Origin of the sequence: Yersinia pekkanenii (assembly GCF_001152565.1) — a bacterium.
In the GTDB taxonomy this organism is placed as follows: Bacteria; Pseudomonadota; Gammaproteobacteria; order Enterobacterales; family Enterobacteriaceae; genus Yersinia; species Yersinia pekkanenii.
The window spans coordinates 39,934-55,927 of record NZ_CQAZ01000032.1 but is presented as its reverse complement, the minus strand read 5'-3'; the positions used below and the strand labels follow the sequence as shown (position 1 = coordinate 55,927).

Sequence of the window (15,994 nt, the reverse complement as noted above, 5' to 3'; positions counted from 1 at the left end):
CTACCGTCTAGGAAACTGGGGTCTATTCAATCGGTAATATTACGTGCAGATAACTGAATGAACTCTTCGGGGCTAAACGGCGCGCCAGGGAGTTGGGGCGCATAACGGGTAACGAGTGTATTCAATTGTTCAGAACTGGGTTTTTCTCCTGCTTCCATAGTAACAAACGCATAAGCGTGCATATCGTACCAATCATGCCTTTTATCATGATAGCCATCGATTAATTCAGGGGAAAATGCAATCACGGCCTTAGTTTTAAAACGGCTCCCCTTATGCAAACTAACCATATCTTTAATGACGAATTGGCCTTTATTCCCTAAGGTGATAACGTGTCCGACCGGATTATCCAGGTGAAGATATTGACGATTAAATTCAGGTGTAATGATAATCTCATTCTGAGTCAGAGGGGGGCGGTGTTGAGAAAAATTTGGTTCATATAGATTAGGTTGATCATTACTTAGTTGATAGGGATTAACGACATTGAAGAAGTTAGGGCTAACGGCATAAATCTCTACTTTTCTGTGAGTTTGTTCATTCACTTTTAAATCTGTAAATAGACGTAGAGCATAGATAACCTCTTTAATATTTTTTGCATTCTGCAATGCTGGGATCAACGGAAAAGGGACCTGTGCTGATTTTACGTCGTCACCGTTTGGCAAGTTAAACTGAGTTTCTATGCGATATAGTTGTGCGTGGTCATCGTGGTAACTTTCAATACTGCGATCAGTTAAATAAAGCAGTAATACTAAAAACGATGAGAGCATGCCTAAAGCCGTTATTATTATTGCTAATAGACTTGCCATCGGGCTAAGCTTGACATCATTAATAAATTCACTTGTAAGCATACGGAAATGTCTCACTTTATTTATACCGGTAATTTCAAGTCATAAATGTATTGGATGCGCCTGTTTTAGGTTTTCCTACATCTTGAAACCTATAAGGTGTGTTTAATTTCTTTCACTGTTACTGCTATGTGAGATAAGGTTAGGCCATTAATGATTTATGGCCTAATTAATGGTTTCTGAATAGCACATATCTTTTATTATTCAGCAAAACTTCTTGACCAGTTCCATGCGGTTATTTTTCTTCGCAGGGTATTATTTTTTATTTTTTCTATTTCACAATCACTTATATACAATGCATTATTCTTAAATGATTTCTCTAATGATTGTAATTTACCTTTTAGCGCCATTAAGTGGTCGTGATTTGTTTTTTTATCATCTGATTGTTCTGAAAGATTCATATAATTCTCCATTTAAATGATTATCTTTGCATGGAATTAAACGCCAGAAAGTGCCGTTCTATTTATGTGTAATTATATTTTTGTGTTTTATCAATATTTTTAAGGTTAATTTAATGAGTTAAACTTAGCTGTGTTATTATTTTATTTTAAGTTTATTAGATTTTTATATAATAGGGGTGATTACATCTATTCCAATGTGATAAATTAAAGCCTCCGCAGAAGCTTTAATTTTATTATTGAGGAGAGGTTTATTTATATCCGTTACGGATGTAAGTATTCTGCATGAAAACGCAGGTGGTCTTCAATAAATGTGGCTATGGTGAAATAGCTATGATCATAACCCGGCTGAATGCGCAGAGTTAACGGCCAATCACGCTGGCGTGCCAGTTCGGCTAATTTTGCGGGTTGTAATTGGTCGGCGAGGAACTGATCGCCATCACCTTGATCTACTAGCATCGGTAGTTTGGTCTGTGCATGAGTCAGTAAGTGGCAACTATCATATTGTAACCACTGACTCTCATCGGTGCCCAGATAGGCAGCAAAGGCTTTGCGGCCCCAGGGTACCTGACACGGATTCACTATTGGCGCAAAGGCCGAGGCTGACTGATATTGCTGCGGGTTACGCAGTGCTAACATCAATGCCCCGTGGCCGCCCATTGAATGGCCGCAGATAGATTGACGTTCACTGACACTGAAATGATCGCGGATCAGTACTGGCAATTCCTGACTGATGTAATCGTACATCCTGAAATGCTCAGCCCAAGGTGCTTGGGTTGCGTTGAGATAGAACCCTGCACCTTGCCCTAAATCATAGCCATCATCATTAGGCACGTCATCGCCGCGCGGGCTGGTATCCGGCATTACCAGTACCAACCCCAGTTCTGCCGCGATGCGCTGTGCACCCGCCTTCAGCGTAAAGTTTTCATCATTACAGGTTAGCCCCGACAACCAGTAAAGCACTGGCGGTGGGTTATCGTCCCGTGGTGGTGGCAGATAGATGCTGAAAGTCATATTGCAATTCAGGCTGCTGGCGGCGTGGCGGTAGCGCTGTTGCCATCCGCCAAACATCCGGTGCTCTTCGATAAGTTCAAGTGACGTATTCATGCGTTGTCTGCCTCTTGCCTTATTTATTTTTATTGTCTGAAGATTGATCAAAATGAATCACAGTGCGGATAGATTTACCCTCGTGCATTAAATCAAAAGCTTCATTGATTTGATCTAAGCCCATGGTATGGGTAATGAAGTCGTTCAGGGCAAATTTCCCATCCATATATTGCTGCACAATGCCCGGTAACTCGGAACGGCCTTTGACACCACCAAATGCTGAGCCACGCCATACACGGCCTGTTACCAGTTGGAATGGGCGGGTTGAGATCTCTTCACCGGCCCCCGCGACACCAATAATCACGGATTCGCCCCAGCCTTTATGACAGCACTCCAACGCTGAACGCATAACATTGACGTTACCGATACATTCAAATGAGAAATCTACGCCGCCATCGGTCAGCTCGACAATCACATCCTGAATAGGTTTATCATAATCTTTCGGGTTGATCAGGTCTGTCGCACCCAGTTTGCGGGCTAGCTCGAATTTACTGGTGTTAAGGTCGATGCCGATAATCCGGCTGGCGCCAGCCATTTGTGCACCAATGACGGCGGATAAACCAATGCCACCGAGACCGAAGATTGCCACTGTGTCGCCAGGTTTGACTTTGGCAGTATTGATAACCGCACCCATACCGGTGGTAACACCGCAACCGAGCAGACAAACTTCTTCTAATGGCGCTTCTTTATTGATTTTTGCCAGTGATATTTCCGGCACAACCGTCAGTTCAGCGAAGGTTGAGGTGCCCATATAATGGTAAATTGGCTGGCCATTTTTAGAGAACCGGGTGGTGCCATCTGGCATTAGGCCCTTACCCTGCGTGCTGCGGATCGCCTGACACAAATTGGTTTTACCGGAAAGACAGAATTTACATTTACCACATTCTGGCGTGTATAGGGGGATAACGTGGTCGCCCACCGCAACGCTGGTAACACCTTCACCAATTGCTTCTACAATCCCGCCACCTTCATGGCCGAGGATCGCCGGGAATACCCCTTCAGGATCTTTGCCCGATAAGGTGTAGGCGTCGGTGTGACATACGCCACTGGCGACAATTCGCACCAGCACTTCGCCTTTTTGTGGTGGCATCAAATCTACTTCTTCAACCGATAGCGGCTGGTTTGGCCCCCATGCGACAGCGGCGCGGGTTTTAATCATCTCCATGGTGTTGCTCCTATAGCTTCTGTATGATGAGTGTTATATAAACATATTCTTTATGTATCATATATGTTGCATGTGTTTATTCGAGATAACAGTAAATAATGGCTGTATAGATTATGGTCGCAAACCGGTGCTTTTCTGCCCAATCATTGAGTTTCAATCTGCTCAATGATCAGCTCTTTGAGTGCCCGAACATTGGGGCTAAAAGCGTCTTTACGCCAGATTAGCCAGGTTGCGGTATCGGCAATATCGGGGAGTAATTGATGGACTTGCACCCGTTCATGACCCGGTAGTAGCGCTAATACTGAATGTGGAATGAGTGCCAGCCCGGCACCACTGGCTACACAGGCCAGCATGGCGTGGTAGGACTGAATTTCCATAATATGACCGGGCAATACGCCAGCCTGACGGAACCAACTTTCCAGCCGCAGCCGGTAAGAACAACTGGCGCGAAAGGCAAACAGTGTCTCATCCCCGGCATCACCGGCTTGCATAATCGGTGGGTGACCCAGACACGAAATGATCACCAGTTGCTCGTCGAAAGAGCGGCAGCCGTGCAGTTCATCATGTTGCACCGGGCCATCGACTAATGCTGTTGCCAGTGTACCGGCACGAACTTGTTCGATGATTTCACCGGAGGTACCGGTAGTCAGTGACAAAGAGACCTTGGGATAGCGCTGATGATAGGCCGCTAACAGATTGGGTAGGCGGGTTGCCGCCGTGCTTTCCATCGATCCTAACGGGAAGTTACCTGCCGGTTCACCTGCATGGGTAATGCTCATTGCCTCTTCGCTCAGTGCCAGAATTCGATGAGCATAGCAGAGGAAATTATGTCCCATCGGCGACAGCCGCAGGCGCTGTTTTTCACGGATGAATAAGTCTGCACCCAGTTCAATTTCAAGTTGGCGCAGGCGGGTCGTTAAATTTGAAGGAACGCGGTGCATCTGCTCCGCTGCCCGGGCAACGGAACCGGTTTCCGCCACGCAGCAGAACATGCGTAGCTGGGTCAGATCCATGGGTATTCTCTTTTTGTGATGAACTTAATGAGTATTATTCATTTTTTGTGATTCTAAAGCTCAGGCATGATATTGGCAACTTTCTTTTAACCGTCTGGCAGTGATCATTTGTCAGCAAGCAACGGGCAGGGCAGATGGCATTAAGAATTGCATTAAGTGGTTTTCTGGCATTAGTGGTGGCAATGGGGATTGGCCGATTCGCTTTTACACCACAAGTGCCACTGATGATTGCAGAACACCAATTCAGCCTGACCGGTGCGGGGTTAGTGGCGGCATTTAATTACCTGGGATACTTGTTTGGTGCCTTTGATGCCATGCGCGCCAGCCGCCATGTTGAGCGCCGTTTATGGCTCGGATTGTGGGGGGCGGTAACGCTGACGCTGCTATCCGCGGTCGTTGATGGGCCGTGGTGGCATGGCGTGGTACGTTTTGCCATTGGCTGGGCCAGTGGTTGGTCGATGGTGTTGATTGCCGCCTGGACTAACGAACGTTTGGCTCATTTCGGCCGTCCGGCACTCAGTGCCGCTGTCTTCGCCGGGCCGGGGGCCGGAATATTCATCAGCGGTATGTTAGCTGTGGCGATTCATAGCTATGGTTTATCTGCCGCTCAGGCATGGGGGGTATATGGCCTATTGGCACTGATTATTATTGCTGCTATCAGTATTAATCTGCCACGCAGTGGTGAGTTACATCGGCCGCATATTGCCGCCATCCCACTGACATTGACTCCCGCGCTGAAAAGATTGATATGGAGCTACAGTCTGGCTGGCTTTGGTTATATTTTGCCAGCGACGTTTTTATCGCAAATGGCCAGCGCACGTTTTCCGGATAGCCTGTTTGCCCAGTTTATCTGGCCGGTGTTCGGCGGGGCGGCAGTGATAGGGATCATTATCGGTATTTTGACTCGCCGTTGCCTGACGTCACAAACTCGGCTGGCATTAACACTGTGGGTTCAGGCTCTGGGCGTATTGTGTGCGTTAGTGCCGGGAGTCAGCGGGCTTGCGTTAGGTGCACTACTGACCGGCGGTGGTTTCCTGAGCGTGGTGCAGCTTTCATTACAGCATGGCCGCGAGTTGGCACCAGAGCACACCCGCTATATGGCCGGTTTATTAACCACCGGTTATGCCATCGGGCAACTGGTTGGCCCAATATTATCGGCTATTTCCACTACGTTGACTCATCGGCTGGAGCCCGCATTGTATGTGGCGGTGGTCGCATTGATTATTGCCGGAGGCTTGGTTATCAAAACCACGGCCAGGGCGGGTGAGGCGATGACCGCCGATAACACCATAAAAGCAGATGCCACTCTTTCATCATGATACAAAGTGCAGTTGGATATGAATAACAATCACTGGATAATCATTTTGCTCTCAACTACAGTGTGGGGCAAAATCCGAACGTGACCTGCATCATGTTTATCCTGTCCGGATACGTAGCCTGTTGGAGAAAAGAATGTCATCGCTAAGTAAAGAAGCTGAGCTGGTTCATGACGCGCTGCTGGCCCGTGGTCTTGAAACCCCTTTGCGCAAACAAGTATTAGATGCTGAAACCCGCAAGAGCCGGATTCAGGAACATATGACGGAAGTCATGCAATTATTGAATCTTGATTTGTCTGACGATAGCCTGGCCGATACGCCAAGACGTATTGCCAAGATGTATGTTGATGAGATTTTCTCCGGACTGGATTACGAAAATTTCCCTAAAATCACCTTAATTCAAAATAAAATGAAGGTCGATGAGATGGTTACGGTACGGGATATCACCCTGACCAGTACCTGTGAACATCATTTTGTGACTATCGACGGTAAAGCTACCGTGGCCTATATTCCGAAAGATAGCGTGATTGGTTTGTCTAAAATTAACCGTATCGTGCAGTTTTTTGCGCAGCGCCCGCAAGTTCAAGAGCGACTGACACAGCAGATTCTGCTGGCATTGCAAACGTTGTTGGGCACTAATAATGTCGCAGTTTCTATTGACGCAGTGCATTATTGTGTCAAAGCCCGTGGCATTCGTGATGCCACCAGTGCGACCACCACCACATCATTAGGTGGGTTATTTAAATCCAGCCAGAATACTCGCCAGGAATTCTTACGCGCTGTGCGCCATAATAGCTAACGTCACAACGGCTAATTAGCCTTTTGCCAGAAAGGGCACCAATGGGTGCCCGTATACAGGATGTCGGGTATGCGTCAACGCATCGCAACGTTAGATATTGCGCGAGGGCTGGCCATCCTTGGCATCCTGCTGCTCAATATCAGCGCTTTTGGCTTACCAAAGGCCGCCTATCTTAATCCCGCCTATCTGGGCCTTCCTTCGCGGTCAGATGCCTGGACTTGGGCCATTCTCGATATGGTCGCGCAGGTGAAGTTCTTGTCGATTTTTGCCATTTTGTTTGGTGCCGGCCTTGAGCTGTTACTAAAACGGGGCAAAGGTTGGATACGGGCGCGACTTTCCTTATTGTTATTATTGGGATTAATTCACGGCATCTTCTTCTGGGATGGAGACATTCTATTCGCTTATGGTTTGATGGGGCTGGTGTGCTGGCGAATGATCCGCGATGCCAAAGATGCTGCCAGCTTATTGCGTACCGGTGCGGTGCTTTATCTGCTGGGCGTGGCCGTATTATTATTGCTGGGGGTTATCACCAGCGGGGAGCCTGGGCGTTTCTGGCAACCGGGGCCTGCTGACCTGCAATATGAGCAATTCTGGAAGTTGCAGGGGGGGATGGAGGCCTGGAAAAACCGGCTGGATCTGTTGTCATCCAATTTAATTGCCATCGGCGCGCAATACGGCTGGGAACTGGCGGGTTCCATGCTCTTTGGTGCCGGACTTATGCGTTCCGGTTGGTTGCGTGGCGAGTTCAGCCTGCGCCATTACCGGTTGCTTGCAGCCTGTTTGATACCGCTTTCATTAGTTATCCAAATACCGGGGGTGGCATTGCAATGGTGGGTTGGCTGGGATTACCGTTGGACCGGTTTTCTACTCCAAGTTCCCCGTGAATTAGGTGCTCCATTGCAGGCGGTGGGCTATCTGGCGCTACTGTATGGTATTGGTCCAAGATTATCGGGTTGGCGTGTCAGCCATTGGTTGGCACAGGTTGGCCGGATGGCATTGAGCAATTATTTACTGCAAACATTGATATGTACGCTGGTCTTCTATCACTTCGGTTTATACCAACAACTCGACCGCCTGCAATTGTTGGCGATCGTCCCACTGGTTTGGCTGTGTAATATCCTTTTCTCTTTGTTGTGGCTGCATTATTTTGCCCAAGGGCCGGTCGAGTGGCTATGGCGAAAACTGACCGCCTATGCCTGCGGCCAGGTGTTACAACCACGCAACACTAAGCCTTAAATATGACCACACAGTAAAAATGATTGAGCGGGTTGCAAATTTGTATGTAAACGTTTTCTTTCTTGTGACGCATTTCACGTGGCAAATTCAACAAACTGGGTAGGATAGGCCACCTGCCATGCCAGGTGGTTTCCAACCCACGCATGGTGACTGATGATTCACAGGATAAGGTGATGGCCGCTCTGCATTCAGCTGGAAACAATATTACCATTCGCGATGTGGCCTCACGGGCTGGTGTTTCGCTGGCTACGGTATCTCGGGTCCTCAATAATAGCGCGTCTATCCGCCCTGAAACCCGTGCGGCGGTGCTGAAAGCCGTGTCAGAGCTGGGCTACCGCCCTAATGCCAATGCACAGGCGCTGGCAACTCAAAGTAGCGATACGGTCGGTGTGGTGGTGATGGATGTGTCTGATCCCTTTTTTGGTGCATTGGTGAAAGCGGTAGACACGGTTGCTCAGCGGCATCAAAAATATCTGCTGATTGGCAATAGTTACCACCAGGCAGAGAAAGAACGTCATGCCATTGAGGTGCTACTCCGTCAGCGTTGTAATTCATTGGTGGTGCATGCTAAGGCATTGAGTGACAGTGAATTAATCGGATTTTTAGACCAGGTTCCTGGTATGGTTCTGATTAATAGGATTATTCCTGGTTTTGAGCATCGTTGTGTAGGATTAGACAATGTTAGCGGTGCGCAAATGGCCTGTCGCTTACTGCTCAAGCAAGGTCACCAGCGAATAGGTTTCCTCGGTTCCAATCACCCGATTGATGATGTTCTCCAGCGGCAGACGGGCTACCTGAATGCACTTGAGGCCACTGGTATCAATGCTCCTGACAGTTGGCGCGCCTTTGGCACGCCGGACTTAGCGGGTGGAGAACGCGCCATGATTGATTTACTGGGGCGCAATTTGCAGCTCAGTGCGGTGTTTGCCTATAACGACTCAATGGCTGCCGGTGCACTGGCAGTATTGAAAGAAAACGGTATCAGTGTACCTGAGCAGTTTTCGCTGGTGGGCTTCGATGATATCCCTATTGCCCGCTATACCAGTCCCAAATTAACCACAATCGGCTATCCTATTGTTTCAATGGCAACTTTAGCCACAGAACTGGCCCTTGAGTGGGCTAATTGTCCGTCAGACCCTCACGCCAGCTATTTTTTCAAACCGACATTGGTGCCACGGCATTCTGTCGCAATTTGTGGTGTCGCTCACTAGTTCGGTATTTATTCTTGTGTAACCGTTTTCAATCTGTGAGAAAATTCACAGATTCTTAACAACGGCCCGTCTATGCTCTAGTTGTTTTCTACCTGAATGTATCAATATGTCATCGGTTACCGGATAAAAAAACACACGGTAGCGGGTTTTTAGAATAGCAATTTACAAACACGCGTTCCGCAAACAACGCGTTTGTAAATGACATGGTTTTTGACGAATCAGGCGGCTTTCTCGGAGTGGAGTGCGTTCAAGGACGATAGATATTCAGTGTCAGCTGCTTTGAACGATGGGTCCTTCTCACGTTAAGGCGATGGTGTTATTACCCTGTACTACCCTACATAAATCCGGAGATACAAATGAATAAGAAGGTTTTCACATTAGCGACCCTGGTTGCCAGCATGATGTTTGGCGCAGCTGCTCAAGCTGATACCCGCATTGGCGTCACTATTTATAAATATGATGACAACTTTATGTCCGTGGTCCGTAAAGCGATAGAGAAAGATGCTAAAGCATCTCCTGACGTTACCTTACTGATGAATGACTCCCAGAATGACCAGTCCAAGCAAAACGATCAAATTGATGTGTTGCTGGCCAAAGGTGTAAAAGCGCTGGCAATCAACTTGGTTGACCCCGCAGCAGCACCGGTTGTTATTGATAAAGCGCGCGCAAGCGGTGTTCCTATTGTGTTCTATAACAAAGAACCTTCTCGTAAAGCGTTAGACAGCTATGACAAAGCTTACTATGTGGGCACTGACTCTAAAGAGTCGGGTGTTATTCAGGGTGAGTTGATTGCTAAACACTGGAAAGCCAACCCTGCATGGGATCTAAACAAAGACGGTAAAATTCAATTTGTGCTGTTGAAGGGCGAACCCGGTCATCCAGATGCTGAAGCACGTACGACTTATGTGATTAAGACACTGAATGAAAAAGGTCTGCCAACTCAACAATTGCAGTTAGATACTGCAATGTGGGATACCGCACAGGCTAAAGATAAGATGGATGCCTGGTTGTCTGGCCCTAACGCAAACAAAATCGAAGTGGTAATTGCCAACAACGATGCGATGGCAATGGGCGCAGTAGAAGCCTTGAAAGCGCATAATAAAACCAATATTCCCGTATTTGGTGTTGATGCCTTACCTGAAGCATTAGCGTTGGTTAAATCCGGCAAAATGGCGGGTACGGTGCTGAATGATGCGAACAACCAGGCTAAAGCGACCTTCGATTTGGCTAAAAACCTGGCTGCCGGTAAACCTGCTGCTGAAGGCACCACCTGGAAAATTGAGGATAAAATCGTACGTATCCCGTATGTCGGTGTTGATCAAGATAACTTGTCTCAGTTTACTAAATAACCGTCGATACAAGATATAACCAAAGTAATTAACCTTCTGGCCCCGGCGCAAGGAGCTCAGCACCGAGGCTGAAGGTTTTCTGTGGCATTGATCCTTATTTTAGAATATGCGCTGACAGGTTGGGGCGGTATATATCCAACCGGTAAGTAGCCGTTCTTAGCCAGGTATAACTATGGCCGATATTAATACAGCACAACCTAGCGAATGGTTGCTGGAAATGAGTGGCGTCAATAAATCATTTCCAGGTGTAAAGGCGTTAGATAACGTAAATCTTAAAGTGCGGCCAAATTCGATCCATGCATTAATGGGGGAAAATGGTGCAGGGAAGTCGACGTTATTAAAATGTCTGTTTGGTATCTATAAAAAAGACGCCGGGAGTATTATCTTCCTGGGGCAAGAAATAGAATTTAAAAGTTCTAAAGAAGCATTAGAGCAGGGTGTTTCTATGGTGCATCAGGAATTAAACCTGGTGTTACAACGTACAGTGATGGACAACATGTGGCTGGGTCGATATCCAACCAAAGGTTTTTTTGTCGATCAAGATAAAATGTACAAAGATACCAAAGCCATCTTTGATGAATTAGATATTGATATCGATCCCCGCGATAAAGTCGCCACGTTATCAGTATCTCAAATGCAAATGATCGAGATTGCCAAGGCATTCTCTTACAATGCCAAAATCGTCATTATGGATGAACCGACCTCTTCATTAACCGAAAAAGAAGTTAATCATCTCTTTACGATTATTCGTAAATTGAAAGATCGCGGTTGTGGCATTGTTTACATCTCACACAAGATGGAAGAAATATTCCAGTTGTGCGATGAAATCACCATTTTGCGCGATGGTCAGTGGATTACCACTCAGCCGTTGGAAGGGCTGACCATGGATCAGATAATCTCCATGATGGTAGGTCGCTCACTCAGTCAGCGTTTCCCCGATCGGCTGAACAAACCTGGCGAAGTCATTCTGGAAGTGAGAAACCTGACCTCACTACGCCAACCCTCTATCCGTGATATTTCCTTTGATTTGCATAAAGGCGAGATTTTGGGCATTGCCGGTCTGGTGGGGGCTAAGCGTACCGATATTGTCGAGACTTTATTTGGTATCCGCGAAAAAGTGACCGGGACCATTAAGTTGCATGGTCAGAGTATTAATAACCACAGTGCGAATGAAGCCATTAATCATGGTTTTGCGCTGGTGACTGAAGAACGCCGTTCAACCGGGATTTATGCTTATCTCGATGTTGGTTTTAATTCCCTGATATCTAATATTCGTAATTATAAAAATAAATTTGGGCTGCTGGATAATGCCCGCATGAAGAGCGATACCCAATGGGTAATCGATGCTATGCGGGTAAAAACCCCCGGTCACCGCACCAGTATTGGTTCATTATCGGGTGGTAATCAGCAGAAAGTAATTATTGGCCGTTGGCTACTGACTCAGCCAGAAATATTAATGTTGGATGAGCCGACTCGAGGTATCGATGTCGGTGCTAAGTTTGAAATCTATCAGTTAATGACTGAATTAGCGAAGAAAGACAAAGGAATTATTATTATTTCCTCTGAAATGCCTGAGCTATTAGGGATCACTGACAGAATTTTGGTAATGAGTAATGGTCAGGTTGCGGGAATTGTTGATACCAAACAAACCACGCAGAATGAAATATTACGTCTTGCATCCTTGCATCTCTAATCTAGTCGAAGGTTCTTATTATGAATGCGTTAAATAAGAAAAGCATGCTCACTTACCTTAAAGAGGGCGGGATTTATGTCGTTTTATTCGTATTGCTGGCAATTATTATTGTCAAGGATCCAACATTTTTAAGTCTGATGAACTTGAGTAACATTCTGACTCAATCGTCGGTGCGTATTATTATTGCATTGGGTGTGGCGGGCCTGATTGTTACCCAAGGGACGGATCTGTCAGCGGGTCGTCAAGTGGGGTTGGCTGCGGTAGTCGCCGCAACCATGTTGCAAGCAATGGATAACGTTAATAAAGTTTTCCCTGATTTGCACACTGTACCGATCCCGATTGTTATTTTAACGGTCTGTCTGATTGGTGCGATTATTGGTCTGGTTAACGGTATTATCATTGCTTACCTGAATGTGACGCCATTTATCACCACATTGGGTACCATGATTATCGTTTACGGGATTAACTCTCTGTATTACGACTTTGTTGGTGCATCACCGATTGCCGGTTTTGATCCGGGGTTCTCAACCTTTGCTCAAGGGTTCTTACGGTTTGGTGATTTTAAACTGTCCTACATCACCTTCTATGCCGTGATTGCTATTGGCTTTGTTTGGGTACTGTGGAACAAAACCCGCTTTGGTAAGAATATTTTCGCTATCGGCGGTAACCCGGAAGCAGCAAAAGTTTCTGGCGTAAATGTACCACTAAACTTGATCATGATTTATGCCCTGTCTGGTGTGTTCTATGCTTTCGGCGGGATGTTGGAAGCGGGCCGTATCGGTAGTGCCACCAATAACCTTGGCTTTATGTATGAGTTAGATGCTATTGCTGCCTGTGTGGTGGGGGGGGTGTCCTTCAGTGGTGGTGTCGGTACGGTTATCGGCGTAGTGACTGGGGTCATCATCTTTACTGTGATTAACTACGGCTTGACGTATATCGGTGTGAACCCATATTGGCAGTACATTATCAAGGGTGCGATCATTATCTTTGCCGTAGCATTAGACTCACTGAAATACGCGAAGAAAAAATAATCCATTACTGATGGTAAATGGTTGTATCAAAATAAAAGCCAGTCTGAGTTAATTGACTGGCTTTTTTATTGGAAGTCTCAGTCTATATTTTGTCACATATCGTTAATAAAACACTTATTATCAATATGTATTAGTTTATATAGCGATGGTGCTGTTTTGGCATCGTAAATGAGAGTTTATATTGCATATAACTCAATGTGTTATTTATCTTATGATGTAAATGAGATGTAATTTCAACGGATTGATAAGGCCAATAAATTACGGGAAAATTGTTTGTTAACCCAGATCAAGCTTATCGCTATTTAATATATATTTGTTCATTTCAATACTTTAAAGTAGCTATCATTCTTTTTTTGGGCTTAATTACGGCGTATATGGATAGAGCAATAAAGCTACCCCATCCCACATTGGCTCAATTCTGGCAAGATACACTGTTCACGGTATCGAAAAAATTATTATTGCTACGGGATATAACCGATTTAGTTAATGAACTCAGAACACTCTCTTTCTCTGTGGTACGTTTTAAACGGGTTAATTTATTATTGCTTAACCCGCTCTATAACCAAAATATCCTTTATACCCATGATGATGCGACTAACAGGATAGTAGGGCTACAAAATGTCTTGTTTGCTGAAGGCCCCGGTGGCTATGCCTGGCAGTAACAGTCCCCGCTGCGGACGGATAGCCAGCGTATGCAAAGGGATTTTTCTGCTGTTGGCGGTTTGATCCCCTTATCCGAGTCTACTTTCCGGCTGCCATTTTCCCTTAGGCCATTAGAACCGTAAAATTAACCGGTGCACCGCTTGTCACACTTGGAACTGAATTCAGTGTTGCAATCAGTTGTTGACTTCCTACCACCGTGCTGAACATGTCTACCGTAACCTGGCCATTAATGTTTTGTGGAATAATCGTCGCAGACCCACTGGCATTAAAATTTAGCAACTGGCCACTGGCCGGCAACCCGGTACGCATATCCATCAGGGTGAAGGGAACCCGTGCTTCGGTTGTGCCATCGGCCGGAGAAGTTATTGAACCGGAACTTAAAATATAGCTCGGTTGTACTGTACCTTCCGTAAACGTGACGACATGCGAGGTCTCAGCTTTATACGGGGCCGGTGAGCGGGCATCAATCCAGACTTTCATACCGGCGGCAATATCCGCGGTATTAACCGGAGCATGCACACGGCTACCTGGCGTGCCCGCAATTAACTGCCCATAAAAATCATAACCCGACCAGTCCAAGGCAACCGTATCACCAGACTCAATATCAATATCTGCAGCCAGTCTCACCGAGACGGCAATTCCTCCGGTAACGGCCGTTGCATCAAGCCAGCCGTGCTCGGCATCATCATTCAGTGTCATTTTACGCAACTGCGCGAACATTCGCGTCGACGCCAGCTCAGTTTGTGGTGTAGGCGTTCAGTCAATATTATGCTGGTGGCCGCCGACTCGCAGGCCTGTGGGGCATTAATCGGTCATTGGGTATTGGTGCATGTGGGTTTTGCCATGAGCCGACTGAATGAGGCTGAGGCACTGGAAACGTTGCAGTTGTTGCAGCAGATGGGCGAGGTTGAAAGCGATGTGAGTGCATTTTTGGGGCAAGGGGGCTAATGGATGTTGGTAGCCGGGTGAGCCAAAGGTTTAACGTACCCAGATTAAGATATAAGGGGCACTTCGGCGACGGTGAGCATTAAGGCATGCTCTTTGGGCACACGTCCCCTTGGATAAACTTGGGTTGATACTTATTTTATTGAGTTTTCGCTTTTTCTTGCGCCAGTCGATGTTCCAGTTCGACTAATTGCTCGGGTGATACTGCCGGATAGCCTTGTGCATCATCCGGTATTACGTGTACTGCCGGAATAGGAATCAATGGCCCAAGGAAGCGAGGTTCACGTTTTAGAATATAGAGATCCGACAACGCGCCAAGGCGGGCAAAAATCTCGCGCACTCTAACATTGAGCATGTTTTTCGGTGAGGGAACGGCAAAGCACTGCGCTTGAATGCCCATATGCAGAGCAATAAATAACGCCCGCTCACAATGGAAACGCTGGGTAATAATAATAAAATCATTGGTATCAAATACTTTACGGGTGCGCACGATGGAGTCCAGGGTACGGAAACCGGCGTAGTCCAATACGATATCAGCGGGTGCGACGCCTGCTGCGATCAAATCACGCCGCATGGTCATCGGCTCGTTATAACTTTGCAGGGCATTATCACCGCTGAGTAATAAGTAACTGACCTTCCCGCTGTTATAAGCGTTTATCGCCCCTTGAATACGGTATTGATAAAACTGATTAATACCACCAGTACGATAATATTTGGCTGTCCCCAAAACCACGCCAACCTGCCGGTGAGGTAAGTCTTGTAGCTCATCGTAGATAAAGGGGACAGTTTTCCAACTGATCCAACGATCGAGTGCAATAGCGGTCACCATCAGCAACCCTGCGATGGTAATTAAGCTAATAATCAGGCGTTTCCACATTCTCTGGCCTTTGATACATTTAATTCACTGGTGATATTTGCAAGGCTACTGTACCCGCCCATGTGGTGCAACACCTATCCCCATCATCTTTCAAGCTGCAGATGTGTTGGCTGCGTTCAATAACCCGAATTACTGACGTGGGTCAGCTCATCGGGATTATCTTACTGGCCGCCTTCCTGCAACTCGAAATCTATTGGGGATCCCCTCCGTCCTTGAGGCTGCAGATGTGTTGGCTGCGTTCAATAACCCGAATTACTGACGTGGGTCAGCTCATCGGGATTATCTTACTGGCCGCCTGGCTGTAGCTCCAATGACGTAGGGTCTATTTGGTGTAAATTGAGGACTATCC

General features: G+C 46.6%; 13 protein-coding genes and 3 pseudogenes. 9 read left to right on the top strand and 7 right to left on the bottom strand.

Annotated elements, in window-relative coordinates:
• Positions 1 to 29 precede the first annotated feature (29 nt).
• From AEP37_RS15880 to ptrR, 5 genes and pseudogenes are all read right to left on the bottom strand, one after another.
• Positions 30 to 845 (bottom strand): annotated as a pseudogene (locus tag AEP37_RS15880) (ABC transporter permease); the annotation flags it as partial.
• Between the two features lie 197 nt (positions 846 to 1,042).
• Positions 1,043 to 1,243 (bottom strand): darobactin family peptide antibiotic, encoded by a 201-nt coding sequence (darA, locus tag AEP37_RS15875; RefSeq protein ID WP_049614256.1) that lies wholly within the window; start codon positions 1,241 to 1,243, stop codon positions 1,043 to 1,045.
• Positions 1,244 to 1,504: 261 nt separating this feature from the next.
• Positions 1,505 to 2,347 carry an S-formylglutathione hydrolase gene (gene fghA, locus AEP37_RS15870; RefSeq protein ID WP_049614255.1) on the bottom strand — a complete coding sequence of 281 codons (843 nt, stop codon included), beginning with the start codon at positions 2,345 to 2,347 and terminating at the stop codon, positions 1,505 to 1,507.
• A gap of 19 nt (positions 2,348 to 2,366) precedes the next feature.
• Positions 2,367 to 3,512, bottom strand: a complete 1,146-nt coding sequence (locus AEP37_RS15865) for an S-(hydroxymethyl)glutathione dehydrogenase/class III alcohol dehydrogenase (protein ID WP_049614254.1) — start codon at positions 3,510 to 3,512, stop codon at positions 2,367 to 2,369.
• 143 nt (positions 3,513 to 3,655) lie between these two features.
• On the bottom strand, positions 3,656 to 4,525 hold the full coding sequence (gene ptrR, locus AEP37_RS15860) for a putrescine utilization regulator PtrR (RefSeq protein ID WP_049614253.1): 870 nt from the start codon (positions 4,523 to 4,525) through the stop codon (positions 3,656 to 3,658).
• A 134-nt stretch (positions 4,526 to 4,659) separates the two neighbouring features.
• Between ptrR and AEP37_RS15855 the strand changes: the two genes are divergently transcribed.
• From AEP37_RS15855 to AEP37_RS25030, 8 genes and pseudogenes are all read left to right on the top strand, one after another.
• Complete coding sequence (locus AEP37_RS15855) at positions 4,660 to 5,844, top strand: YbfB/YjiJ family MFS transporter (protein WP_049614252.1); 1,185 nt, start codon at positions 4,660 to 4,662, stop codon at positions 5,842 to 5,844.
• A gap of 133 nt (positions 5,845 to 5,977) precedes the next feature.
• The gene (gene folE / locus AEP37_RS15850; protein WP_049614251.1) at positions 5,978 to 6,640 is read left to right on the top strand and encodes a GTP cyclohydrolase I FolE; all 663 of its coding nucleotides are present in this window, start codon (positions 5,978 to 5,980) and stop codon (positions 6,638 to 6,640) included.
• Positions 6,641 to 6,709: 69 nt separating this feature from the next.
• Positions 6,710 to 7,876, top strand: coding sequence for a DUF418 domain-containing protein YeiB (gene yeiB, locus AEP37_RS15845; RefSeq protein WP_049614250.1), 1,167 nt, complete (start codon positions 6,710 to 6,712; stop codon positions 7,874 to 7,876).
• A gap of 173 nt (positions 7,877 to 8,049) precedes the next feature.
• Complete coding sequence (gene galS, locus AEP37_RS15840; protein WP_049614260.1) at positions 8,050 to 9,087, top strand: HTH-type transcriptional regulator GalS; 1,038 nt, start codon at positions 8,050 to 8,052, stop codon at positions 9,085 to 9,087.
• A gap of 356 nt (positions 9,088 to 9,443) precedes the next feature.
• A complete protein-coding gene (gene mglB / locus AEP37_RS15835) occupies positions 9,444 to 10,436 on the top strand; it encodes a galactose/glucose ABC transporter substrate-binding protein MglB (protein WP_049614249.1) in 993 nt (330 codons plus the stop codon).
• A gap of 172 nt (positions 10,437 to 10,608) precedes the next feature.
• Positions 10,609 to 12,129 carry a galactose/methyl galactoside ABC transporter ATP-binding protein MglA gene (gene mglA / locus AEP37_RS15830; RefSeq protein ID WP_049614248.1) on the top strand — a complete coding sequence of 507 codons (1,521 nt, stop codon included), beginning with the start codon at positions 10,609 to 10,611 and terminating at the stop codon, positions 12,127 to 12,129.
• A gap of 20 nt (positions 12,130 to 12,149) precedes the next feature.
• Positions 12,150 to 13,160 (top strand): galactose/methyl galactoside ABC transporter permease MglC, encoded by a 1,011-nt coding sequence (gene mglC, locus AEP37_RS15825; RefSeq protein WP_049614247.1) that lies wholly within the window; start codon positions 12,150 to 12,152, stop codon positions 13,158 to 13,160.
• 374 nt (positions 13,161 to 13,534) lie between these two features.
• A pseudogene (locus tag AEP37_RS25030) lies at positions 13,535 to 13,934 on the top strand (hydrogenase); the annotation flags it as partial.
• Here AEP37_RS25030 and AEP37_RS15815 read toward each other — a convergent pair.
• On the bottom strand, positions 13,926 to 14,543 hold the full coding sequence (locus tag AEP37_RS15815; protein WP_156168622.1) for an Ig-like domain-containing protein: 618 nt from the start codon (positions 14,541 to 14,543) through the stop codon (positions 13,926 to 13,928). The pseudogene AEP37_RS25030 and the gene AEP37_RS15815 overlap by 9 nt on opposite strands.
• A gap of 30 nt (positions 14,544 to 14,573) precedes the next feature.
• Here AEP37_RS15815 and AEP37_RS15810 point away from each other — a divergent pair.
• A pseudogene (locus AEP37_RS15810) lies at positions 14,574 to 14,771 on the top strand (HypC/HybG/HupF family hydrogenase formation chaperone); the annotation flags it as partial.
• Positions 14,772 to 14,907: 136 nt separating this feature from the next.
• Here AEP37_RS15810 and sanA read toward each other — a convergent pair.
• Positions 14,908 to 15,645 carry an outer membrane permeability protein SanA gene (gene sanA / locus AEP37_RS15805; protein ID WP_049614244.1) on the bottom strand — a complete coding sequence of 246 codons (738 nt, stop codon included), beginning with the start codon at positions 15,643 to 15,645 and terminating at the stop codon, positions 14,908 to 14,910.
• Positions 15,646 to 15,994 lie beyond the last annotated feature (349 nt).